The following is a 23,023-nucleotide window of genomic DNA, read 5'->3' on the forward strand; positions in this document are numbered from 1 at the left end:
ATGCGGTCAAAGAGGCACAACATACATAATGACTTCTTCCATTGTTTCACTTTCCTTCGTTTATTATCTAAATTATTTTATAGCTCCCACCATTGCTTTCATAGAATCATAGGTCATCGGCCCAACAAGTTTCTTTTGAATTACACCTTGGGTATCGATGATGAAGCTAGCCGGAATGGAATAGACATCATATAATTCCCCTATGCTTCCTTTTTCATCCAAAACAACAGGAAAGGTAATGCCAAAACTTTTTAAGAAGGGAGCCACATCAGCACGATTCTTTTCAGCATTCGTCAGATTCACGGCAAGAACTTCAAGGCCCTTATCTTTTTGATCTACATAGAACTTTTCTATATCCGGCATTTCTGAGCGACAGGGCGGACACCAGGTTGCCCAAAAATTAAGGATAACCTTTTTTCCTTTCAGACTCGAAAGTCGAATTGAATTCCCATCCAGTGTCTTCAGTTCAAAATCAGGCGCTAAATTGCCTTCATCAATCCCCACCGTCAGTTTTGAACTGGATGAAATCGTATTTGTAGGAGTATTAGGTTTTTGAACACTGTAAAAGCCCCAAAAGATCAAGCCGATAAGAACAGCAACCGCAAAATATTTTTTCACGCAGCACATCTCCTCTAGTTTGCAAAGTAGGTATATCGTGATAGCCAAGCACTGATTTTTTGCAATTGGCCTGCATATAAGAGCAGCCCCATTCCCACTAAAATCCAGCCATTGATCATTGAGAGCAGCCCTAATCTTCTATTGACGGCTTTAACAGCTTTAAGAGAGTATGTAATGACTAAGGAAATAGCTAGAAATGGAATACCCAAGCCCATGGAATAGACCAACAGCAAAAACATTCCGTTATATACTGTATCGGTAGATCCCGCGAGTAAAAGAATTGAAGACAAAGCTAAACCAACACAAGGAGTCCAACCCGCCCCGAACGAAACCCCCAGCAGCAAAGAACGCCAGACCGTATTCTCTTTTATGGCCTTTCCTTCCCAGCGTTTTTCCATCATCAGAAAGCGCAGCTTTAATATACCTGCCATTTGCAGGCCAAAAATAATGATTAAAATACCGCTCAATTTCTGAACCAATTCTCGATTATGCGTAAAAATTCTGCCCACTGCACTTGCTGAGGCGCCCATCAACACAAAAATGAGGCTAAAACCAACAATAAAACTTATGGATCGTGTCAGCAATAACCGTTTCGAAACCTCAATTCGATCATTGCCATAGATTGAACCCGTCAGGTTTGCAACATATGCCGGAATCAAAGGAAAAACGCACGGAGATAAAAATGATAGCATTCCTGCTGTTAACGCAAAGAGAACTGAAATATTCTCCATTTTACTCCTCCTGAGGAACCTAGTTCGTCTTAGTCTCTACTTTCCAGAAATCTATGGTAATACATACCAGGGCGAGGGTCAAATAAAAAATTTGCTGTGAGGAAAAACCCCATACCAAGTTTTGCTTTAATGGATTCAGGAAGGAAATAAAGGCTTGACCTAAGTTATACCACATAAATGAATGTAGTATCTTCTTAAACTTTGCATTTTCATTTTGCTGCGATATACTCTTCCAAAAGTAAAAGTAATATAGAAACAAGGCAAGTAAAGCTTCAGTTCCATAAACCGCAATTCGACTAGGTGCCTCTCCCAGCGCAAATAAATAGTAAACAATGCTTCCCGTCAGAAAGCTTGAAAGGAATAGTTCCCCGTAAACCTCAATCTTAATTCTCTCTTTTCTCGCTTGGAAATAAAAATACGTAAAGGTTGCTGCAGCAGCAAGCCCCATTCCCCGTTCGTCACCTGAGTAATAAAGAAGTGCCAACGGGTTGCTCATTGACTGAAGAGGATGAAAAAAGAGCAAGCTGAATTTCCAGACAAATAAGGCTAAAACCGCACCTTTTTCTACTGTTTCCTTAATTTGTTCTTTAACAGATGAGTCAAGGGTATCTAATCTCTTTAAATGATATTTTACTACCCAATAACTCATAAAAATAGCAAAAATTAACGCAAGCCCCTGAACTTTGATTACAAACGGGCCAAGCTGAAAACTAGAACTCATCTTTTTCCCCCGGGAAGCTAAACGTTTCTGTAAAATAGCAATTTCTTCCTCTAAGCTCTCTAATTGGAATATCAGCTCAGGTTTAACGGAGTGAGCCGGCCAGCGTGCTATAACATCGATAAGTTTTTCCTGCAACTCCTGAAAACGGCGTTCCTCCATTTTCTTTTGTTCTTTATCCATGAACGATGTCCTCCCCGTTTTCGTCTCGGAAGGTGATTGCGCCTTGCATGCAGACTTCCATACACTCTTCACATTCAATACACCGTTCCGGTTTTACAACAGCAAGATGAGCGACCATAAGAATTGCATTTTGAGGACAGGCATGAACACATCGCTGGCAGCCTCGGCAGAGTTTTTCAAGAATAAAAGCAGACATCCAAACTCCTCCCCGTTAATCCATAAGCGAAAAGACTCACGGTCTTCTTAACATCCTGCTCAGCCAAAGCCTGACGATCTTACGGGCGCACCGGCTGAACTAGTACTACCGCTTGTTTTGCTTCCTCCGATATTGACTGCTGTAAATCGTTGACTGATTTTTTGACTTTTACACTGCGGACATATTTGTTGATCTTTCTGGCTTATACTGCAGAAAACCGAAAACTTATGCCCGCATTCCTGACAGATCAGATCATAGCTTGGCACTTTCTTCGCCCCCCTAAAATCCCATCTTGAGTAGATTATCTCCGTAGTATTTCAGACCTAGTGTAAGAATTTCCTTAATGGGACGACAATCCGGCCCTTGAACTCGCCCTGTTCTGTCTTTGGCAATAGCGCCGCAGCCACCGCCGCATATCAAGCTCACATCACAATCCTTGCATTCAGGAATAGTTAGGACGCTGCGTTCTTCCCAATCTTTAGTCTCTTTTTCCTTGATCGTATATTCTGGATAAAATGTTCCCAGCTTAAATTCATCCTGTCCCGTTGAAGCCGTACAGCCGTATATATCACCATAGAGATCGTATACCCATTCCGTTTTACACGCCGGACAAGTATCATAAGACGGTAAATAGAGTTCACCTGTTTGTACGAGATGGTGGATTCCTTTAAATTCCGGAGTATGGAATTTCTTAAGGATAGGATATTTTTCGGCTAATTCCAGAAACATTGCCCAATGCTCTGCTTGCCCCATAAGATGCTCCGGTTTAGCATAACATTCAAAAAGTTCATAATTACGGCCAATTGCCGTCTTAAAACGCTGCGACGGCAAATCAAGCCAGCCGCGTCGATCTAAATCTTCGGCTAAGGCAACTAGAGACTCAAAATTGTTTTTGTCAACAACAGTCCTTAAATTGATCGGTATTCCTCGATTGATAGCTTCTGTAAGGCCTTCCATAATTCGATCATACGTCCCTTGCCCTCCTGCAGTAGGACGGCGCAGATCGTGAACTGGCTTTGGACCATCGAGAGTAATCTGCAGTTCCTTAATTTCAGCTTGCTGGAGAATATCAAGGTATTCTATCAGATCGTAACCGTTCGTGACTGCCGTGATTGCATAGCCTCCGCTTGCAGCTTTTTTAACGATATAATCGATCATTTTCATCTGTCTAGCCGAAGCCTGGAGAGCCTCCCCGCCAAACAGCGTAATAAAAGGTTTCTGCTCTTGATATTGGCGTCCTATATGCTCAAAAAAAGCATCTACCACCTCCTTGGTAATAAGATCTTTTTTATGCTTAATTCCGTTTTCATAACAGTAAAGGCATGCAAAATTACAGGTGTAGGTTGGTGCGAGAAGAACCTGAGGTGCTGTTTCACGAAGCGCTTTATTGAACTCCGGCAAGCGTTCTTCAAGACGTTTGTCTTCTGCTGTTTTGTCTTGGTATAAATATCCCCTGCTTTGCAAGTAATTTATAAGCTCGGGCTCGCCAACCTCTCCGCCCTGTTTTAGAATCATCAACTTTTCATAATCCTCTTGCGGTACAAGATCAAACCCCCCGGATAACGCATTTAAAATTGCGTAAGGATATTTTGGATTCTCTTTCATCGGTAAAACCAGGTTATATTTGCTAAAATACATTTCTCCACCCTTTTCTTTAACATATTATATTTCTTGTCTTATTTTCATTTGTTTTTTATATCTGTCAGTCTATATATTTAACTCTAATACGAATAGAGAAACTTCATGCCAAAAAGCGGCAGAACTTTTCTGCCGCCAAGGGATTAGTCGTGGCAACCCGCGACGATTTGGGATGATTTAGAACAACATTGAGCAACGGTAAGTGCAAGGCTCGTATTGCAGCAAGCCGAAGATGTTGAAGTAATTGGGCGCATGACGCTCACCTCCTTTCAATTCGATAACTTTTAATACTTAGTTTTCTTTAAATCCTTGAAAGGTTCGGCTGATCATTTCATAGCCATTTTTCATATAGCGCCTTTCCTTAAAAACGGTCACCTTATGAAATCCGGCATCATTTAAGGCCTGCTCATATTCTTTTATGGTTATGGCCCCTCCAAAGCAGTCCGCAATCGCTTCTGGATCCGTTTTGATCTCCTGCGGCAAAGGCTCTTCTGTCATAATATCTGATACGACAAAGCGCCCGCCTGGCATAAGCACCCGAAAAATCTCCTGATAAACTGCAGTTTTATTCTCAACATGGTTAATTGCACAGTTGCTGAGTACAGCATCTAAAATATCATCCTGCAAAGGAATATGATCCATGGAGCCCAACAAAAACTCCACATTTTCAACCTGTTCACTTTGTGCCCGTTTCTGTGCTAGCTCGATCATACGTGGAGTTAAATCGAGTCCCCAGGCATAGCCCTCAGAACCGATCCGCTTTGCGGCTTGGATTGTTTCGCCGCCGCGTCCGCAGCCTAAGTCTAAGATCTTTTCCCCGTTGTTTAAATCCAAATACTCAATATTTCCGCCGCAGCTTAAGTTTGAATTTATATCTTCCGCTGTATACCTTTTCACAATCTCAAAAGTCGCCACGTTTTCTCCCCCTAACCCCCATGGGGTACGACTATTCTTATTTAATCTATTCTAGTGAACCTATTCTTAGATCTTTGTTTTTAATTTTTCTTTTCTTTGAGCGCATCAAGGTATTTAACTGCATATAAAGCCGCTGTTGCACCTTCTCCAGCTGCCTTTAAAAGCTGATAAGGCTGACCAGTACAGTCTCCTGCAGCAAATAAACCCGGAATGTTCGTCTCCAAGTGATGATCAACTAAAACAGATCCGTTATCCATCTTGAGATCTGGTATTAATTGCTCTGCCGGCATGTTATCCCGCAAAAGAAAAACACCATCTACTGTAAGTTCCTCTTGTCCCAGGACTAGTTTTTCGACATGATCGCTTCCCGCAATCTCTTTTATCTTATCTTTTTTTAAAACAATACGTTCATCCAAATTTCCGATTTCTTTATAAAAAGGAATATAATAGACTGCTGAACAGATTTCTGCCATATAATTCGCTTCAGCTTCAGCTTCTTTATCATAAGCAATTATGGCAACCGATCTGCCTTTATAAAGGGGTCCATCACAGGTTGCACAATAACCCACACCCCTCCCCAGCAGTTCAGACTCCCCAGGGACTAACTTTTGGGCGGAAACACCGGTGGCAAGAATAACAGCATCCGCTTCGAAAGCTTGATCACTTCCGATCAACGTAAACGGAGGTCCAGGATAAATATTATTAACCTTCCATGGAACAATCTCTATTTCCATTTGCTTTAGGTGATTTAAAAATCGCTGTCGTAATTCTTCCCCCTCAATCTCTGGAAACCCTAGGAAATTATCAACTTGAGGAGCTTTCGCTAATTTAGGACTGCAAAATTCCGATCCGAGAAAGATGAAATCCTTTTTGCGAATTCTTGCATTTATCGCGGCAGCCATTCCCGCTGGGCCGCATCCTACGATTGCTAGTTCATAGTGAGATTTAAATTTAAAATCTCCTGACATTATTGGTTCACCCCGGCTTCTAGTTTATTCATCACCAGCTGCAGTTTTTGGCAATCCGGGCATTGATGTTCTGATCCACCTTCTTGACAAGTACTGAGGCAGTGATTACATGCTTTCAATAAAATAATGATTTCTTCCGTTGTTAAATCAATATTCATGGGGAAACCTCCTTTTAAAAATATCCTTAGGAGTTTCCCCATATTTTGTATATTTTACTCTTACTTTTTATTTTTTGATGCAAGATAGCGCTCCGCATTAACCGCGGCTACAGCACCATCACCTACAGCTGTAGCAACCTGGCGAACAGTCTTGCTGCGAACATCTCCAGCGACGAAGACGCCTTCTATATTCGTCCGCATCTCGTCATTCCCTTCAATATATCCCCAGTCGTTAATTTTTAATTGATCTTTGAATAATTGCGTACGTGGCTGCATGCCGATATAAACAAAGGTACCATTGGCATTCACTGCACTCATTTCATGTGTTTTTACATTTTCAATTTGCACTCCGGTTAAATGTTTTTCTCCAATAATTGACCGCACTTCAGAATCCCAGATTACGCTGATCTTATTATTTGCCAGAGCCTCTTCCTGTGCTGTTTTCGAAGCTTGAAAATGGTCAAACTGGTGAACAATCGTTACGTGTTTTGCAAATTTAGTTAAAAAAATGGACTCTTCTACAGCGGAGTTTCCTCCGCCAACAACTATGATATTTTCAGCATCTTGATACATTGCCCCATCACAGGTTGCGCAGTAGTGTATTCCATTTCCGCGGAAATCCGCTTCTCCTTCTACCGGAAGCCGTCTTGACTCTGCCCCGGTGGCAATTACAATAACCGGAGCGCGGTAAATTGCATCTTCCGTGATGATTTCCTTCTGATCCCTAATCAGGTTTACGCTGAAAACCTCTTTCAAATCATGAATATCAGCTCCAAAACTCTTGGCTTGGCTGATCATATTTTCCACGAGATCTTTACCCCCGATCGTTCCGGGAGTACCCGGGTAGTTAGCCATATGGAACGTTGTTGCTGCCTGACCGCCTGCAATCCCTTCTTCAACCACTATCGTTTTCAGTTTGGATCGAGAAGCATAAATTGCTGTGGTTAAGCCAGCAGGACCTCCGCCCAGAACAAGAACGTCGGCGTTGAATACTTCTTTTTCGACCTGTTCACTTTCAATGCCTAAAAGGCTTTCCAAGGCGATCCGCATTTGCGATTTAGTAATATAACCTCCGATTCGTTCTCCTACCTCTTGGCCATTTTTAAAAAAAAGAACAGTTGGGCTTCCTTTTACGCCAAAGCGTTCAGCGAGTGGACGATGCTGCTGACGCATCATCTTCACGAACTTAACCTGAGGAAACTTCTCAGCCATTCTTTCATAAATAGGGGCAAGTTGTGCACATGGCGGACAATCCTCAGAAAAGAAATCTAAAACAAGTAAACCCTGATGACTTTTCAATTCATTTTCAAATTCTTCTGTAGAGAGATATAGAATTTTATCGCTCATAGTGAATCGCTCCTCTGCTTATCCCTATACCATAGGGGGGTATTTAGTTATTTTTAATATATGCGATTCTTTCATTTTTGTCAATAGTAATTGGCTAAAACAATTGCAACTGCGTCCGTAATAGTGTGACGCAGTTGCAATTGTTTTATAAGCTTGAGTTTCGCACTTTGAACTTAAGCTCGCTATTAAGTTTAACGATTTTGCTTAACCGCAAGTCCTTCCAGCGTTGATAAGGTATTCTTCGTAAGAAGATAGAACTGACGATAAATTTCTTTTTTCTGTTCTTCAGAAAGCTTTGACATACCGATCTCTTTCAGTATTTCTTGCAAAAGAGATTGTCGTTCCAACTCTTCTCTTGCAATCAGCGGCACTTTGCCAAGGCTGTTAAAGATATAGTTCTCATCAAGCTCACAATTTTCCGATAAGCTTCTTATAAATTCATCATCCGGAAGCCTCTCACCCAGCTCAATTTCACGTAAATAAGAGGGATTCACACCCAGTCTTACACTTAGGTGTTGAAGTGATAATTTTCTTCGTACCCTACAATCGTGAATATAGCTTCCGATTTCCGCTAGAATATCTTTATGCTTACTCAACTCTCGACTCAAGGCCATAACAATTGCTCTCCTTTGTCCTTTTCTGGTGCGAAACTCTTCTGCTAATCTTACTGAATACGGTTTAAAATCTTGTTATAAGAGAATTTAATTCTAACTGATTTTAGCGGTTACCGCCGCCGTGCTTACAACATGCTTCCTTGTTCCTAACACTGAATTTGGAATTCCTAAGGCCATCCCTAAAAGTTCGGTAATATACATGACCGGAACTTTAGATTCCTTCCCTGTAGCTTTTTGAATTGCGCTTTGCCGTAAATCCAAGTTAGACATGCACATTGGGCAGGCAGTCGAAATAGCATCCGCATGCGCTTCTTTAGCCTGATAAACAATTCGGCCAGTCAGTTCAAGAACGACTTCCTGACGAGTAAGGACATGGGCTGCCCCGCAGCAGTCTGTTTTAGCTCCCCAGGTAACCACTTCTGCTCCCAAAGCTTCTAGCAAACGGTCCATACTTTGTGGATTGACTGGGTCATCAAATTGGGCAATTTTTGCCGGGCGGGTCAGCACACATCCATAATAAGGAGCTATTTTCAGCCCTTTTAATGGCTTCTTCACCTTTTTGGCAATGTTCTCAATGCCGATGCGATTGACTAAAAGATCCAGAATATTGAGTACATGGACTTGATTATTGAAGTTCATCTCAATAGCCTTTTGCACTTCTTGATGTGTTTTTTTGTCCTTAGCACATTCTACCTCTGCAGTCCGTAAATGGCTGAAGCAAGCGGCACATGGCGCCATGATTTCTTTCATCCCCGCTTTTTCTGCTAAAGCCAAATTGCGAGCAGACAAAGACAAGGCAAGAAGATGATCTGTTTGATGAGCAGGAGTTGAACCGCAGCAGCTCCAATCCGGAATTTCATCGAGCTGTACGTCTAATGCTTTAAGAACGGCTTGCGTTGAAGACTCGTAGTTTTTCGCGGTGGAATGAAGGGAACACCCCGGGAAATATCCAATTCTCATCTTGCATGTCCCCCTCGCATTTTCTCAACATTCTCAAAAATCTTGGCTACAGCGCGTTGCCCTTGAATCTTATGGCCCAGAATATCACCAGGTCCCATAATTCCTCTTAAAAACATGGGTGGACCGATTGGAATTAAGGAAACCGCATCCTTGACAAATTGACCTTGATTCAGCATGTTTTTAAGCATTAAATTGACTTCATGCATCCGGCCAAGATTTTTCACTTCCCCGAGGAAAATCTCATTCATTTTAGGAATCTTTTTCTCATGTGTAATGTATCCTTCTTCTTTAGCCATAGCCCTAAGGACATTCATGACCTCATACAGTTCAAAACCGGCAGGGCATTGGGCCCCGCATGTTCCGCATTGAACACACATCTGAATTGCCTTGCTTGAAAGCAATTGGTCTTTCATGTTGTATACAATCATTTCCAAAATGGAATTAGGCGCATAGTCCATAATTCCCGAAAACGGGCATCCGCCCGAGCATTTGCTGCATTGGTAACATTCTTGAACCTTCTGCCCGCTTCGGGCTTCAACCTCTTCCAAGAAGCTATGCTTCTCGTCCATCCATACTTTCACTCGCTTCACCCTCTCTTCGGTGTTTCGCACAGTGTTCAAATTTATGATAGATTAGCGAAGGCTGCGCATATTTGGGCTCAATGCTTCGTTCCTCCGCTACTCCTCTAAGCACTGACATAATTTCATTTAAGGGCAGCCCAACGGGGCAGATGATCTGACATCCGGAACAATTTTTTCCGCACATCCAAATTGTCCGGCTGTCCAATACCTTTTCATCCTGACAATCCAACAATGATTCGATGATTTGACGCGGAGTAAGATCAAATTCTTCCGTATAAGCACAACCTCCCCCACACTTTGAACATTGGAGGCAAGACGTTAAAGTTCTTTGAATACCCTCTTCGACTTGATTCCGGATACCGTCTTCATTAATGCGTAAGCGCATACGATTTCACTTCCTTACCTCACCTAAAACATTTTTAGGCGGAGCTTTATTCTATATAAAGTGATCGGAATTTACCGGGCTAAAACCAAAGCTTCGGTAGCTGCTAAGCCTCCCATAGCCACTGCACTTGCAATTTCCATGGGTTGAGTACAACTTCCGGCTAAGAATACTCCCGGTTTAGAGGAATGACAGGGACGTACGTTTGCTTCAACCTCTTGGAAAAATCCGTATTCATCCGTTTCAATTCCAAGGATTTCAGCCAATTCACGCGAACCTTCCGGCGGCTCCATAGCTGACGCCAAAACGACTAAATCTGCTTCCACTTCAATAGGATTGCCAATGAGGGAATCTTCTGCACGAACAAGAAGTTTATCTCCTTCCGGCAAAACCTTGGCAACTCGCCCACGGACATAGCGAACATTATATTCTTCCATAGCAGACCGGATAAATTCCTCATATCCTTTTCCTAAGGCACGAATGTCAATATAGAAAACATAATTTTTAGATTCGGGATTCGCTTTTTTCATCATAATGGCGTGTTTTGCAGAGTAAGAACAACAGATTTTTGAACAATAGCGATACCCTTTGGCTTTATCACGTGATCCAACGCAGTGAACAAAAACAACGCGGGCTTTTCCCTTCGGAAGGCGCCCTTCGGCTGCCATTTTTTCAAATTCAAGGCTCGTAACCACTTTAGGACTGCGGCCATAATAATATTCCGTATAGGCTGTTGGCTCCATGTAATGGAAACCGGGAGCCACAATAATTGAGGCCGCACTTTCCATGCGCTTGCCCGCAGGAGTATTCAGCTCTACTGTAAAATTACCTGCACTTCCGTCAACCTTTGCCAATGTCGTTCCCTTTAATATCTTGATTCCCGATAGAGATTGAGCTGCATCAATTTCTTTATTCAGCAATGCTTTTGCATCACCCAGCACCGGGAAAGTAAAGGTTAACTTGGCAAAATTGCCACCAAGCTCATTTTCCTTTTCAATAAGAACGACTTCGCCCCCGTTTTGAGCTACTTTTTCTGCTGCAGTAATCCCCGCAATTCCTCCGCCGATAACTAACGTCTTCTTCACGTTTTTTCCTCCTTCTAACGACCGATCTGGTCGAGAACCTTTTCCAAACGTTCACGTCCACTGATATGGGCAGCAAAGGCTAATTTAGGAAGTTCAAGCCCTAAAGCCAAACCTACCAGCTGAGCAATATGAATAACTGGAGTTTGATAATCCGCTGATCCAGACCCACGATAATTCAACTGCTGTTGAACCCGATCCAGCTGGCTATGGCAATATGGGCATTGGACAATGAGGAGATCGGGATCCGCTTCCTTAACTGAATCGAGTTTAAGCTGAGTATGCTCAAGAGATAAGTCTTTTCCATTGATAATCTGGGTAAAACCTGTGCCGCAGCATTCGCGGTTTGCAGTATAAGGAACAACGGTTCCTCCCATCAGCTCAATCAATTCTTCCATATAGGTAGGCATCTGGGCATCATCAATAGCTGTATATTTACCGCCGCCGAGATAATGGCAGCCATAGTGAGTAGCAATCTTAATTCCAGTAAGCGGCCGTTTCACATTTTTAGCAATATCATCTTTCAGGCGATAAAACATTTCAGCAATATGATAAACGTTGCTCGTTCCCTTGAATTCACGGCCCATCATATTCATCATCATATTGATGCTGGCCTTAATTTCCTCATTATGGCTCATAAAGTGTCCGAATTCGTTTAGAAAGGTCCAGCATCCGTTACAAAGAACACATGTATCCAAACCTTTTTCCTCTGCTAAAGAAAGATTGCGTGCAACGGCCGGCATAGAAGCCGTTGGCGCAGCCACATTGGCAAAGGTAACGAATCCGCCGCAGCAGGTCTGTTCATCCGATTCAACAGGTTCAACCCCGAGAATTTGAAGAGCTTCCTTCCCGCAGGCTTCAATTCCAGGATATTTATTACTCGCTACACAGCTTTTAAAGAAAAAGATTTGTTCTGGTTTAGGAATTTGAGCTACTTTATCAAGCCTCGGCATGATTCTTCCCCCCCGGTTCACCATAATTATAAAAACGTAGATGAGTTTTTATTTTGCCGACTCTCGAAGGCATCGGCTTATGCTTGCAGCGCTTCTCCTGTTCAGGAGTACACGTCTTGCAATCTAAAAGTTCAACCCCGCCGATTTTCTTCATAAAAGATGTCATCCCTGTTAAGTCAGAAATCATATTGATTTCCGCCACCCCTCGCTCGCTGACCTTGCGCGTCCTGGGTAACCCTGCTGCCTCGCGGATATCGCCGATATCTCCAATCGTATCCACCACAAAGGGATTTCTCTCAAAGGAAGAAACCGTGGTCCCAGTTTTCAAATAATCCTTTTCTGCATAGGCTTCAAGTTGTTTAACATCCTCCCAACCATAGCCTTCATTCATCGCTGCCAAACGAAGCATGAAGATGAAGAAGGGAAAATTAATGTCCATCGGGCATGTTGAATAACAGCCGCTGCAGAAGAAACATTGCCAGAGTTCAACACTGGACAAGACCCGTTTAATATTACCGTTAACTAAATCCCGAATTAATTTACGAGGGTTATAGCTTGGAGTCACTGCGGCTGCCGGACATTGCCCCGTACATTTTCCGCACTGCAGGCATCTTTCAGCTTCATTGACAAAGCCCATTGCAATCGGCTTCCATCTCTCGTAAAAATCATCGCTCCAGTCTTTGGTTTGTTCGAGCACGGTATTCCCCCCTATTCCTCTTTTCTACCCGTAATGGCTTGTTTCATCATGGGCATCATTTGAGGCATAAACTTCATTAAATCTTCCCGTGTGTCTTTCCCTGCCATCATGAATTTAACCATGCCAGGCATCATTTTCATCATCCGTGATAATGGCATTTCCATGCTAAAAAGTTCGCTAAAATAATTGAGAGTACGTTCGCCGACATCTTGACTTGTTTCCTTGCCATAAGCTTCCAAATAATTCTCTGCCAAAATGTTCACCTCCCTACTGGAATTTTTCTGTAGTTATCTTGTTCACAAAGTTATTTATAATATAAAGAAAAAAACTTAGATAACTCAAAAGTTTTAGTAATCTTTCATACATTGACCCCGACAACCCAAATTAAGAATTTGGCTAGGATCCATCGGATTGACTAAGGGTTTGAAATACTCACAGGATTGCGAACAATAGTTTAAGTTGATAGCATAGTTGATTCCTGAACAATTTGGGCATATTATCTCTTTCACATTTGGAGGCATAGGGTCTATTTTTTCTAAAATCATAAAAAACTTAGGACGAAATTCTGAGATAAGTTGCCCGCAATGTGAACATTCCAACATCATCTTGTCTCATCTCCCTATCCCCCGGGTAGGGGTTCTTCTGACTTCAATATACCTCGCTCTCTAATTCTCGTCAATATCTTTTTAGGAAAGCAAAGTGTTTTTTTTTAGCTTTTTTCGATATTATTTTTGTCGATAAGTGCGCCATAATGGAAGTGATTTAGAGAAAGTTATAGTATCTTTTTTATTGTTATATGAAAGCAAAAAAGAGCCTATAAATTGATGCTCAATAAAGTGCCCCCCATGTCAAGGACAATTTAAAAAAAGGGCCTATAAAATCTCTGTGAAACTGCTTAAATGGGTTTTACGGAGGAGATATGCAAGCAAACGCTGGCAGTTATATCACTTCGATATGACTGCCAGCGTTAAATATATCCGCATATCTATAAACATTATGAAAGCTACTGTAAAAAGATTTCGCTCATCAAAGCAAAACTTCAAAAAAGAATACGAGCAGTTAGAAGACTTTTTCGAACAGCTCCGCAGTGATTACTGGTCAGTGAAGAGTTCTCTGGATGAAGCAAATAAAAAAATAGAGTTATTAGAATCACTGTGTCGCATACATGGCATCTCTATTCCGGAAGAAATACCGTTTTGATCTTAATATACCGATGCGAAAGAGCCGTCGTTCCGGAATACAGTGAGCCGCTTGTATGGAAAAATTGAGCCATAGTTCCGGAGACATAGAGCCTTGGTAAATCTATTGAGAAGACATTGCTTAACAGCCTGCTTTATGACTCAAAATAAGACTTGATATGGGGGCGGCGGATGCTACCCTAGATTAAAGGGATGGGGCTTACCCCAAAGGAATACATCATTTGAGCCACAGCCCTCGACCCATTGAAGCATCCGTCGTAGGGTCCCATGTCAAGTCTACCCCAGAGTGGTTTCGCTGTTTCCGAATACTGGCTTCGTAAAACGGAACGGTGGCTCTCACTCGCTGGAACAATCGCTCATAGTGCCCTGTATTAAATCCGATCTACACATGAATAGGATAATTTCCAGTCCGGAGATATTTTTCGTACTGGTTTGGTGACAGCTTGGCTAAATCCCATTGGTAGCGATCATTGTTGTAGTAATCCATATAGTCTTCAATAATGACCGTTAATTCTTCGAATGTATTGCAGCCTTCCAGGTGGATTTCATCTTTCATATGGCCAAAGAAGGACTCCTGAGGCGCGTTGTCCCAACAATTCCCTCGCCTTGACATAGACTGACGCAGTTCTTTGTCCTTGAGCAAGGCCTGGAATGATATGCTGGTATAATCGACTAAAGAAAAGGGATTACTCCCTTTCCCTCGTCTAAGAACCGTACGTGAGAGTTTCCCGCTCATACGGCTCAAGCATTTCTTTACCATTTCTGGCGGCAATCAGTGAGGCTAGTTTCATTTTTCTCTTTGTAAAGTATTCTTCGTCTATAAAGGGATTTTGAGATATCTTTAATTTAGGGTGACGGACGATATCTATCCTTCTTAGATTGATGAGACTGTATTCATCCGTCATGAACAGCCATCTCTTCCCATTCTTTTCGTGCCAATATTTGTTTAGTCGCCACCATTTATTTTTGTTGGGGTGGCGATGTTTTGCCCATTGTTGCAAGAGAAGATAGAGAGTGTTATTGATGTAAGAAAAAGTTTGACTTGCCACGACATGTCTATGATAGTTAGTCCACCCTCTAATGATTTGATTAAGCCTTCGAATTATTTCAGACTGACTCGCCGCTTTGCCTTCTTTCAGAATGATAGTAGCGCATTTCCGTGTCAGGGCTTTGATGGAATTCTTTGATGGTTTGACAATCAATTTTCCTTTAAACTTTCGAAATGTCCAGCCAAGAAAGTCGAAGCCGTCATCTATATGCGTAATCATTGTTTTCTCTTCGGATAGAGTTAGCCCGCGATTTTCTAGGAATTGACTAACAGTTTCTTTCAGTTCTTCTGCTATTTCTTTTGTATTTGCGGTAATGATAAAGTCATCAGCGTATCGCACCAGATTTACTTTGGTTTTGGCCCGATAGTGATTTTCTATTTTACCCTTTGAATTTCGATGGTATTTGTCTTGAATTAACTTTTCAAGACCATCTAACGTTATGTTTGCATATAGGCTTGAGATGGCTCCTCCTTGTGGTGAACCTGTGTTTGTAGGAAATAAGTTGCCCTCGTATATGAACCCTGATTTTAGAAATTGCTTCATTACTTTTTTGTCCATCGGAATATTCTGTTGTAGCCAGCCATGGTTGATGTTGTCAAAACATCCTTTGATGTCTCCTTCTAATATCCATGTCGGAGAACATTGCCTAGCTAGTACGCAAAATATCTGTTCACAGGCATCTTTAGTGCTTCTTCCTTTACGAAAACCAAAAGATGTAGTGTCGCCTGTAGTTTCAGCTACGGGTTCGAGTGCTAGCGCATAGAGTGTTTGCATGGCCCTATCATACATAGTGGGGATTCCCAACGGTCGTTTCTTGTTCTTGCCTTTCTTTTCAATGAAGACTCGCCTAAGGGGTTTTGCTTTGTAGTGTTTATCCGTAAGTGCTAATACAGCCTTCATCTTTGAAGCTGCAGTTGACCATAGTTTTTTGTCTACCCCAGAGGTGTTCTTTCCCTTATTCGAGGTTACTTTCTTTACAGCCTGAGCTTTGGCATAGAATGAGTGTGTTAGTAAGTACTGTAATCTTTTGACTTTGTTTTTGTCGCCCTTCACTGTTGCCTTGGCAATTCTGGTTTGTAGCCTATTAACTTCATTTTGCACCTGCATCCAATCAATGGACTCCCATTGACTGGCAAGTGTGTTTCTGTCTTTTAGTCTCTCGGTTTTATCCGTCGTTGAATTACTAAAATTCATAAGTTTACCTTCCGTCTCTGCCAAGAAATACCATAGGATAAGTCAGCACTCTTTCGAGTTAGGGCAAAGTTTGAACCCCTATCTTCTTTCATTACAAAAGTAGCGTTTGCTTTTTATCCTTTTCTTCTGCCCTCTATGCCGTTTCTTTCCCTTGCGGTTGGATACCTCATTCTTGTGAGGAGCATATAGGGTTTACCAAGTTCCGCATGATACATAATTGTGAAAGCCTTAGGAGCCACCTTTAAACCGGGAGTTCTTCATCCATTCGCATTGGTTTATCAGTTCGCCTTTGCTCGACTCCTTACCATTTTGGTCGAAGCGTTTCAGCCTATTTCGCTTCCTCCAGCGTAACGATTCCTACAGTGATTCACTTTACGTTCTCCATAGCTTTCTTACTCTAGCAGTTATCCCAGCTTTAGGCTACTCGGACTTCCACATTGTCTTGTGAGCTTTCTAACCCAGACGTTACCATCTACGCTAGTCACAATAGAGTTACCCCGAATGGATGGGGTAGCCTTTAGGCAATATATCATGCGACTTCTTGTCGCACATGGCAGCCCTGATCTGAATGGATAATGGTTTCCTTGTTCAAAGAAATTCCGTGTTCTTGGATCAGATGATTGACCGTTTCTAATACAAAGTCCACTTCCAAAGAGTTGCTAACTACATATGCCAACACCTGCTTGGTGCAGGCATCTAAAATTGTTGAGAGATACGCTTTCTGGCTGTTGCGGTAGAACATGTAAGTAATATCTGTTAAAAGTATGGCCCTTGGGCCGTGTTCCTCGAACTCACGGTTAACAAGATTATCGGCTACATTGCTGGTTCTCAAAGCTTTTGCCATACGTCGGTATGGATTTGCTTTCCGAATCGTGCATTTCAGTCCAAACTTTTTCATCAGCCGCGAGATTTTCTTTCGGTTCATACGGATTCCCTGGTGCAGCAGTCGCATGTAGATACCTCGGACTCCTTTGTCATAACCGCGGAACTGGTAAGCCGCCAGAATCACCTCAAAGTCTTTCTTGTCCTGTTCATATTGTGCAGTTCTCACATCTGCAGCCTTCAGCCAACGGTAGTATCCGGAACGGGAAACGCCGGCATATTTGCACAGCCATGTTATGTTCAAAAAGTTATTATCCCGTCGGGTCATTTTTTGGATGATCTTGTATTTTTCTGCTGGCGCCGCTTGGCTTCCCATTGTGCCTTCTTTTCTAAAAAGTTGATTTTTTTTAGAAATTCATTCTCTTGTTTTAAATACTGAACCTGATGCTCTAAGCGAGATATTTTCTCCTCGGACGTCAGGTCTTTTGTTCTTGGACGACCAGTACTATCTTTACGCCGGTCATGAAAATCTTCGTTGTGCGCCTCGTACTTACTAACATTTCCAACAAAACGGTCAATCCGCTTTTTCCCCAACACACGAGGATCAAAACCCATCCCTCGTAAAATAGCAGAAGGCATATTTCCAGCCTTATATTCACGATAGAATCGTTCTTTAAAGTCAACCGAATATGTAATCGATGTTTCACTTACCTTGACTACATATGGATTCTGCCGCAGCATTGCCTGCTGTTCCTCTGTAAAACGATTTGTTCCCATCTTTTCATCCACTCCACATAGTCAGCATAACAAAAAATGCCCCTGTAAAACAGAGTCATAAAAAGTTCGGCATGATGCCTCTTTTTTGCTGTCCATTTTACAGGGTACATTTTACAATCTATAGGCTCTTTTTATTTTTCCCAATTTACTGATTTAACTTTAAAAGGGTTTCTACAGCCTTATTCATAACTTCCTGCTGGTTTTGTCCTTTTTCCAAAGCTTCGAGCATACATGTATTCGCATAGTGCTGAGCTACAACAACAGAAACTTTTTGTACTGCTGAACGGATAGCAACAAGCTGCAGCAAAATCTCTTCGCACGTCTTTCCCTCTTCAATCATTCGTTCTACTGCAGCAACATGGCCGCGAACCGTTTTAAGACGCGTTAGGATTTTTTTAGTGTCCTTTGGATCAATACTTATGTCAGACATTTGTTCCCCTACTTTCTTACACTCTCCACTAGTACTTGGTTATTAACCCCTTATCCTGTACTGTAGAGCGCCTTATATTTTGGATAATAAAACAGAACGCGTTGGACATATTTGCGGGTTTCTTGAAAAGGAATGTCTTCAACTCGCAAGTGGTCAATATCCAGCTGCTGAGTTTTTATCCATTCTTGGACATGCCCCCGCCCTCCATTATAAGCGGCTAATACCAACGTCGTATTGTTAAATTCCTTTTGAAGACTTGCAAGATACCATGTTCCATATTGGATGTTCTTTTCCGGATCTTTCAAATCCTCTAGCGTAAAACTCTTGTCTCCCTTGCTTTTAGCAATCCATTCAGCTGTATCAGGCATAAGCTGCATTAAGCCTTGAGCCCCTTTATGAGATTGCGATTGGGGCATAAAATTACTTTCCGCCCGAATAACTGCAATAACTAAAAAGGGATCTACCCCATACTGTACCGCGTATTTTTCAACAATCGGACGATACGGATAAGGGTAGAACAGCTTTTGAGCATACGAGGTCTGAAAAAACAGTCCCAACCCTATGACAATCACCAGTAAACCTATTAAACCTCTTTTGATGAGGCGAAACCATAATCGTCTCTTCTTCATCCAAACTCCTTGTTTAAAATTTTAATCTATTTAATAAGCTTATATGCCCATTCTCTTTTTTATTCTTGCCAAAATATTTTCTAACTGTATCACTGTATTTTCCCACGTACCTGAGTTATCAATCACAATATCCGCTAATTTTATTTTATCCTCTAAGGGCCACTGAGCTTTTATTCTAAGTTCAGCCTCAGCCCGAGTATAAGAATCTCGCTTCATCACCCTCTCTACCTGAATCTCCGGTGTGACCCAGACAACCCAAACTTCATTCATGGATGAATTGAAACCTGCCTCAAAAAGAAGCGGCACATCCCAAACACAAAGCTTTTCCCCTGCTGCAGCTAAAGCCATTTGCTCACTAAACATCTTCCCTTTAACAAGAGGGTGAAGAATTTCTTCCAAGAGCTTTCTCGCTTCCGGATGATCAAAAACCTTTGTACCCAAAGCTTTGCGGTTTATCTTCCCCTGATGATCCAATATATCCTGACCAAAAGCCTGGGCAATACGTCGGATCGTTGGTTGATCCTCACTAAGCAGCCGATGAACAGTCTGATCCGCATCCAAAACAGGTATAGCTTGTTTTTTCAACCACAGACTGACCGAAGATTTTCCGCTGCCGATCCCTCCGCTTAACCCAATAGTCCACATTCTTCCACCTCATATATTATACTATCATATCAATTTGCCTAATCCAATGATTATCAGCATTGTTCCGGGTAAGAATCCAATTCGCTTAAGTACTTGCTCAGAAACAATTCCAGTTACAAGCTGTCCGAGTAATAACATCAAAATCTGTGTAAGTGCAACAAGGAAGATCATCGGCAATGAGTGAACAATCCCCGCCGATACACCAACCGCCAGGCCTGAAGCAAAAGCATCCAGAGATAAAGCTGTTCCTAATAATGCGCTTTCCTTAATCGAAATACTCCCTGACCCATCAAGGTCTGCTTGCTCCGGATATCTAAGTACTTGAATGACTATTCCCAAAAATTCAAATTGGAATTTAATAATGGGTTCTTCAGCAGCTACATTAAATGTTGATACTGATATCGCTTCAACTTCACCATTGTTCCTTTGTCGGAAAGCCCTAATGACCTGAAGAGACCCCAAGCTTAACAAGATTACCGCACCTAAAACATTCGGGGGGAGGAACTTGATCCAAAGAACAAACCATCCGCCGAAAAGTACTGCCGAGCTCATGGCAATAATAGTACAAAACGCAATCATTAACATGGACGCCCAGGGAATACGAATCCTTCGTAATCCATATGACATTCCAACACCAAATCCATCTAGGCTTAAAGCTAATGCCAATAAAATTGCTGTCCCCATATTCATCCTCCTTTTTACGGTTAGGATAATATATGGGGCACCTCACAGACGGGTGCTTTTCTATGCCTTGGACTTTGGGTTTCTCGTGCCAGATTTCTTAAACTGAGAGCTCTAACCACTCCATCATTATTGTATCCAACTGTTCTTTTACTTTATCGTACTCTTGCTGGAATTCCATAGCTTTCTCATAATTTGCCGCAGTTTGAGCAAGTGCCTCTTCGATTCCTTTGAGATTTTCTTCTAACTCCGCAATCTGTTTTTCTAAATTGAGAATACGTTTATTCCTTTTTTGTGTTTCGCGGTCACGTATACCTTTTTCGCGATTTGATGCGGGATCAGCCGAAGAATTGAGTGATACTGAAGAAACTGAGTTTGATAAATTCGCTGCTGCAGCCTCAGCCTCTTCCTGAACTTGTGCTTTATACTCGCTGTAATTACCTTCGTACAGTTGAAGACCTGTTGGTTTTAAGTGGGCAATTTTATTAACCACTCTGTCCAAAAAATAACGGTCATGCGAAACAATGAGTAGTGTACCTTCATAGTCTGCCAAAGCTTCTTCTAAGACATCACGCATTTTTGTATCAAGGTGATTTGTCGGCTCATCCAGCAAAAGCAGATTGCCCTGAGCCAAAAAAAGCTTAGCCAAAGCCAGACGGCTTTTTTCACCGCCGCTTAAAACGCTGACCGGTTTAAAAACCTCTTCACCGATAAAGCCAAAACGCGCTAAAAGATTGCGAATTTCGGGATCCTTTAAGGAAGAAGCATTACGGATTTCGTCAATGGTTGTCCCGCAAAGATTGAGCTCCTCATGTTCCTGTGAATAGTAGCCGATCTGAACCTTTGCTCCTAAGCGTATCTCCCCTTCAAAAGGGATTTTTTCTGAAATGGCCTTAAGCAGGGTCGTCTTGCCGATTCCATTCTTACCTAGGAGTGCAACCCGATCCCCTCTGCGCAATTCCATTTCCACTTCGGTAAAGAGCGTACGATCCCCAAAACGAACCCCTACATCTTCAAGCATAAGAACCTTGTCACCGCTGCGTGTACCTGCCTGAAAATCGAAATGGACTTCCCGTCCTGATTTCGAGGTTTGGATCGGCTTAAGCTTATTTAACTGTATTTCTCTTCCTCGTGCCTGTTTTGCGTTAACACCCGCTTTATTCCTCCGGATATATTCTTCAAGCCGGCTTATCTTTTTATTGAGTTTTTCTGCTTCCCGCTCCAATGTTTTTTCTTCAAGTGCTCGCTGAAGCTCATACTCGGAATAATTGCCCGTATATTCTTTCAACGTCCCATTTTCGAGGTGAAGAATCTTTTGGGCAATTCGGTCAAGAAAATAGCGATCGTGAGAAACAACGAAGACCGCCCCTGCATACCCGCGCAAAAAATTTTCCAGCCATTCTAAGGCGTCCATATCTAAGTGGTTCGTAGGTTCATCAAGAACCAGAAGCTCAGGCGCACTCAGTAATAGTTTGCTTAAGGCTAAGCGTGTTTTCTGTCCCCCGCTTAAACGACCGACATCGGTTTTTGTTTCATTTTCCAAGCCTAATCCCGCTAAAATCCTTCGGATTTGAGCTTCTAAAGCATAACCTCCAGCACGCTCATACGCTTCTGTTAAAAGACTGTATTGCTCAAACACTTTATCCTCTGTTGTTTCAGCCATCCGCTGTTCAAGCGTCCTCATCTGTTCCCGCATCTGAATGATTTCCGAACGCTCCTCCAACATGCTTTCCCAAACGGTACCGTTCCCCTTCAGCAGTGGATTCTGAGGAAGGTAACCATAGGAACACGTAATTTGAACCTGCCCGCTCTCCAATCGTAATTCTCCCAGACAGGCCCGAAGCAAAGTTGTTTTACCCGCACCGTTAGGACCCACCAACCCTATCTTTTCTCCGGGTTCTATGCCGAAGGTCACTTGCCGGAAGAGGGGTTCTCCAGAAATATCGACTCCGCAGTTCCGGCAGTACAGTATGCTCATGATCGAAAAAACTCCCTCGCTATAATCACTTATGGACTGTTTTTAATGTTGGCAGTGTGAACAAAAGACAGTCGTCCTGCCCCCTAAGCGTTTGCGGACAAGAATTTTCCCGCAGGTCGTACATTTTTCTCCCCCGCGCCCATAAACCTGAAGAGATCTTTGAAAGCTGCCTTTTTCCCCATTTGCATCCCGGTAATCGCGAAAGGATGTCCCCCGGGAGTCAATTCCGGCTTGCAGCACCTTTTGAATTGCTGCATGAAGGGCCTTGAGCTCTTTAGGTTTTAAGGAATTAGCAGCTCTTTCCGGCGATAATCCTGCTAAAAATAGCGATTCATCCGCATAAATATTTCCCAAGCCTGCAACTGCCTTCTGATCGAGCAAAGCAATTTTCAAGGCTACACTTCGATTCTTTAAGCGCTGCCCCAGCTCTTTTGGGGTAAAGTTCGGGTCGAATGGTTCTGGACCAAGCACACATAAAGAAGGATGCTTTGTGCACTGCTCAGTGGGAACAAGCAGTATCCGGCCAAATTTGCGGGTGTCCGTAAAATGCAGTTCTCCCTTGGATAACTTGAAAACCACATGGGTATGTTTTTCCGGCTCCCGCTCTTCTTCATAATAGTTCAGTCGTCCGGTCATCCGCATATGGGCAAGCAGAGTCCAATCTTCATCTAAGTGGATCAGAAGATATTTGCCTCTTCGATCTATACTGAGAATTTGCCGTCCCCTAACCCCCTGTTCAAACGGGATAGCCTCCCAGCCTCGGACCGCTCCGGGCCAACGTAAAATAACATCATCAATTGTTTGATTAAGAACATGTTGAGCCAACGTTCGACGAATCGTTTCCACTTCCGGTAATTCAGGCATATTATTTCATCTCA

The 23,023-nt window shown here is 42.5% G+C and carries 28 protein-coding genes and 2 pseudogenes; 1 reads left to right on the top strand and 29 read right to left on the bottom strand.

The window, feature by feature from the left end:
• Positions 1–72: 72 nt before the first annotated feature.
• The 19 genes and pseudogenes from ACHOLT_RS15705 to ACHOLT_RS15795 form a co-directional block, all read right to left on the bottom strand.
• Positions 73–618, bottom strand: a complete 546-nt coding sequence (locus ACHOLT_RS15705) for a TlpA disulfide reductase family protein (RefSeq protein WP_425802446.1) — start codon at positions 616–618, stop codon at positions 73–75.
• Between the two features lie 14 nt (positions 619–632).
• The gene (locus tag ACHOLT_RS15710) at positions 633–1,349 is read right to left on the bottom strand and encodes a cytochrome c biogenesis CcdA family protein (protein WP_425802449.1); all 717 of its coding nucleotides are present in this window, start codon (positions 1,347–1,349) and stop codon (positions 633–635) included.
• Positions 1,350–1,368: 19 nt separating this feature from the next.
• Positions 1,369–2,250 (bottom strand): hypothetical protein, encoded by an 882-nt coding sequence (locus tag ACHOLT_RS15715; RefSeq protein ID WP_425802452.1) that lies wholly within the window; start codon positions 2,248–2,250, stop codon positions 1,369–1,371.
• Positions 2,243–2,446, bottom strand: a complete 204-nt coding sequence (locus ACHOLT_RS15720; protein ID WP_425802454.1) for a DUF362 domain-containing protein — start codon at positions 2,444–2,446, stop codon at positions 2,243–2,245. Before ACHOLT_RS15720 ends, ACHOLT_RS15715 begins: the two co-directional genes overlap by 8 nt.
• A 59-nt stretch (positions 2,447–2,505) precedes the next feature.
• A complete protein-coding gene (locus ACHOLT_RS15725; protein ID WP_425802456.1) occupies positions 2,506–2,712 on the bottom strand; it encodes an FmdB family zinc ribbon protein in 207 nt (68 codons plus the stop codon).
• Between the two features lie 13 nt (positions 2,713–2,725).
• On the bottom strand, positions 2,726–4,084 hold the full coding sequence (locus ACHOLT_RS15730; protein ID WP_425802458.1) for a radical SAM protein: 1,359 nt from the start codon (positions 4,082–4,084) through the stop codon (positions 2,726–2,728).
• A 291-nt stretch (positions 4,085–4,375) separates the two neighbouring features.
• On the bottom strand, positions 4,376–4,999 hold the full coding sequence (locus ACHOLT_RS15735) for a methyltransferase domain-containing protein (protein ID WP_425802460.1): 624 nt from the start codon (positions 4,997–4,999) through the stop codon (positions 4,376–4,378).
• A gap of 80 nt (positions 5,000–5,079) precedes the next feature.
• The gene (locus ACHOLT_RS15740) at positions 5,080–5,967 is read right to left on the bottom strand and encodes an NAD(P)/FAD-dependent oxidoreductase (RefSeq protein WP_425802462.1); all 888 of its coding nucleotides are present in this window, start codon (positions 5,965–5,967) and stop codon (positions 5,080–5,082) included.
• Positions 5,967–6,125, bottom strand: coding sequence for a hypothetical protein (locus ACHOLT_RS15745; RefSeq protein ID WP_425802465.1), 159 nt, complete (start codon positions 6,123–6,125; stop codon positions 5,967–5,969). The genes ACHOLT_RS15740 and ACHOLT_RS15745 overlap by 1 nt, the downstream gene beginning before the upstream one ends.
• Before the next feature lie 60 nt (positions 6,126–6,185).
• Positions 6,186–7,175: an NAD(P)/FAD-dependent oxidoreductase gene (locus ACHOLT_RS15750; protein ID WP_425808099.1), complete on the bottom strand. Its 990-nt coding sequence runs from the start codon at positions 7,173–7,175 to the stop codon at positions 6,186–6,188.
• Positions 7,176–7,472, bottom strand: a pseudogene (locus ACHOLT_RS15755) (thioredoxin family protein); the annotation flags it as partial. It lies immediately after the preceding gene.
• A 191-nt stretch (positions 7,473–7,663) separates the two neighbouring features.
• Positions 7,664–8,086, bottom strand: coding sequence for a helix-turn-helix domain-containing protein (locus ACHOLT_RS15760; protein ID WP_425802468.1), 423 nt, complete (start codon positions 8,084–8,086; stop codon positions 7,664–7,666).
• Positions 8,087–8,179: 93 nt separating this feature from the next.
• On the bottom strand, positions 8,180–9,046 hold the full coding sequence (locus ACHOLT_RS15765; RefSeq protein WP_425802471.1) for a CoB--CoM heterodisulfide reductase iron-sulfur subunit B family protein: 867 nt from the start codon (positions 9,044–9,046) through the stop codon (positions 8,180–8,182).
• Positions 9,043–9,627: a 4Fe-4S dicluster domain-containing protein gene (locus ACHOLT_RS15770; protein ID WP_425802473.1), complete on the bottom strand. Its 585-nt coding sequence runs from the start codon at positions 9,625–9,627 to the stop codon at positions 9,043–9,045. The genes ACHOLT_RS15765 and ACHOLT_RS15770 overlap by 4 nt, the downstream gene beginning before the upstream one ends.
• Complete coding sequence (locus ACHOLT_RS15775) at positions 9,599–10,012, bottom strand: 4Fe-4S dicluster domain-containing protein (RefSeq protein ID WP_425802476.1); 414 nt, start codon at positions 10,010–10,012, stop codon at positions 9,599–9,601. The genes ACHOLT_RS15770 and ACHOLT_RS15775 overlap by 29 nt, the downstream gene beginning before the upstream one ends.
• 71 nt (positions 10,013–10,083) lie before the next feature.
• On the bottom strand, positions 10,084–11,094 hold the full coding sequence (locus ACHOLT_RS15780) for a CoB--CoM heterodisulfide reductase iron-sulfur subunit A family protein (protein WP_425802479.1): 1,011 nt from the start codon (positions 11,092–11,094) through the stop codon (positions 10,084–10,086).
• A gap of 14 nt (positions 11,095–11,108) precedes the next feature.
• Positions 11,109–12,044 (bottom strand): CoB--CoM heterodisulfide reductase iron-sulfur subunit B family protein, encoded by a 936-nt coding sequence (locus ACHOLT_RS15785; protein WP_425802481.1) that lies wholly within the window; start codon positions 12,042–12,044, stop codon positions 11,109–11,111.
• Positions 12,031–12,741 (bottom strand): 4Fe-4S dicluster domain-containing protein, encoded by a 711-nt coding sequence (locus ACHOLT_RS15790; protein WP_425802483.1) that lies wholly within the window; start codon positions 12,739–12,741, stop codon positions 12,031–12,033. The genes ACHOLT_RS15785 and ACHOLT_RS15790 overlap by 14 nt, the downstream gene beginning before the upstream one ends.
• Before the next feature lie 11 nt (positions 12,742–12,752).
• Complete coding sequence (locus ACHOLT_RS15795; RefSeq protein WP_425802485.1) at positions 12,753–12,995, bottom strand: hypothetical protein; 243 nt, start codon at positions 12,993–12,995, stop codon at positions 12,753–12,755.
• A gap of 742 nt (positions 12,996–13,737) precedes the next feature.
• Between ACHOLT_RS15795 and ACHOLT_RS15800 the strand changes: the two genes are divergently transcribed.
• Positions 13,738–13,941, top strand: coding sequence for a hypothetical protein (locus ACHOLT_RS15800; protein ID WP_425802487.1), 204 nt, complete (start codon positions 13,738–13,740; stop codon positions 13,939–13,941).
• 381 nt (positions 13,942–14,322) lie between these two features.
• Here ACHOLT_RS15800 and ACHOLT_RS15805 read toward each other — a convergent pair.
• From ACHOLT_RS15805 to mutM, 10 genes and pseudogenes are all read right to left on the bottom strand, one after another.
• Positions 14,323–14,607 (bottom strand): annotated as a pseudogene (locus ACHOLT_RS15805) (IS3 family transposase); the annotation flags it as partial.
• Between the two features lie 37 nt (positions 14,608–14,644).
• Positions 14,645–16,183 (bottom strand): group II intron reverse transcriptase/maturase, encoded by a 1,539-nt coding sequence (gene ltrA, locus ACHOLT_RS15810; protein ID WP_425802489.1) that lies wholly within the window; start codon positions 16,181–16,183, stop codon positions 14,645–14,647.
• Positions 16,184–16,712: 529 nt separating this feature from the next.
• Entirely contained in the window at positions 16,713–17,381 is a 669-nt protein-coding gene (locus tag ACHOLT_RS15815) for an IS3 family transposase (RefSeq protein ID WP_425802491.1), read from the bottom strand.
• Positions 17,330–17,794 (bottom strand): HTH domain-containing protein, encoded by a 465-nt coding sequence (locus ACHOLT_RS15820; RefSeq protein WP_425802494.1) that lies wholly within the window; start codon positions 17,792–17,794, stop codon positions 17,330–17,332. Before ACHOLT_RS15820 ends, ACHOLT_RS15815 begins: the two co-directional genes overlap by 52 nt.
• Positions 17,795–17,927: 133 nt before the next feature.
• On the bottom strand, positions 17,928–18,212 hold the full coding sequence (locus tag ACHOLT_RS15825; RefSeq protein ID WP_425802496.1) for a metal-sensitive transcriptional regulator: 285 nt from the start codon (positions 18,210–18,212) through the stop codon (positions 17,928–17,930).
• Positions 18,213–18,262: 50 nt separating this feature from the next.
• A complete protein-coding gene (locus ACHOLT_RS15830) occupies positions 18,263–18,841 on the bottom strand; it encodes a lytic transglycosylase domain-containing protein (RefSeq protein WP_425802498.1) in 579 nt (192 codons plus the stop codon).
• Between the two features lie 39 nt (positions 18,842–18,880).
• Positions 18,881–19,486: a dephospho-CoA kinase gene (coaE, locus tag ACHOLT_RS15835; RefSeq protein WP_425802501.1), complete on the bottom strand. Its 606-nt coding sequence runs from the start codon at positions 19,484–19,486 to the stop codon at positions 18,881–18,883.
• Positions 19,487–19,510: 24 nt separating this feature from the next.
• Complete coding sequence (gene ytaF / locus ACHOLT_RS15840; protein ID WP_425802504.1) at positions 19,511–20,170, bottom strand: sporulation membrane protein YtaF; 660 nt, start codon at positions 20,168–20,170, stop codon at positions 19,511–19,513.
• 97 nt (positions 20,171–20,267) lie between these two features.
• On the bottom strand, positions 20,268–22,145 hold the full coding sequence (locus tag ACHOLT_RS15845) for an ABC-F family ATP-binding cassette domain-containing protein (protein ID WP_425802506.1): 1,878 nt from the start codon (positions 22,143–22,145) through the stop codon (positions 20,268–20,270).
• Between the two features lie 42 nt (positions 22,146–22,187).
• Positions 22,188–23,009, bottom strand: a complete 822-nt coding sequence (mutM, locus tag ACHOLT_RS15850; RefSeq protein WP_425802509.1) for a bifunctional DNA-formamidopyrimidine glycosylase/DNA-(apurinic or apyrimidinic site) lyase — start codon at positions 23,007–23,009, stop codon at positions 22,188–22,190.
• Between the last annotated feature and the right edge of the window lie 14 nt (positions 23,010–23,023).

The sequence above is a fragment of the Desulfitobacterium nosdiversum genome, from assembly GCF_049860565.1.
GTDB classification, from domain to species: Bacteria; Bacillota; Desulfitobacteriia; order Desulfitobacteriales; family Desulfitobacteriaceae; genus Desulfitobacterium_A; species Desulfitobacterium_A nosdiversum.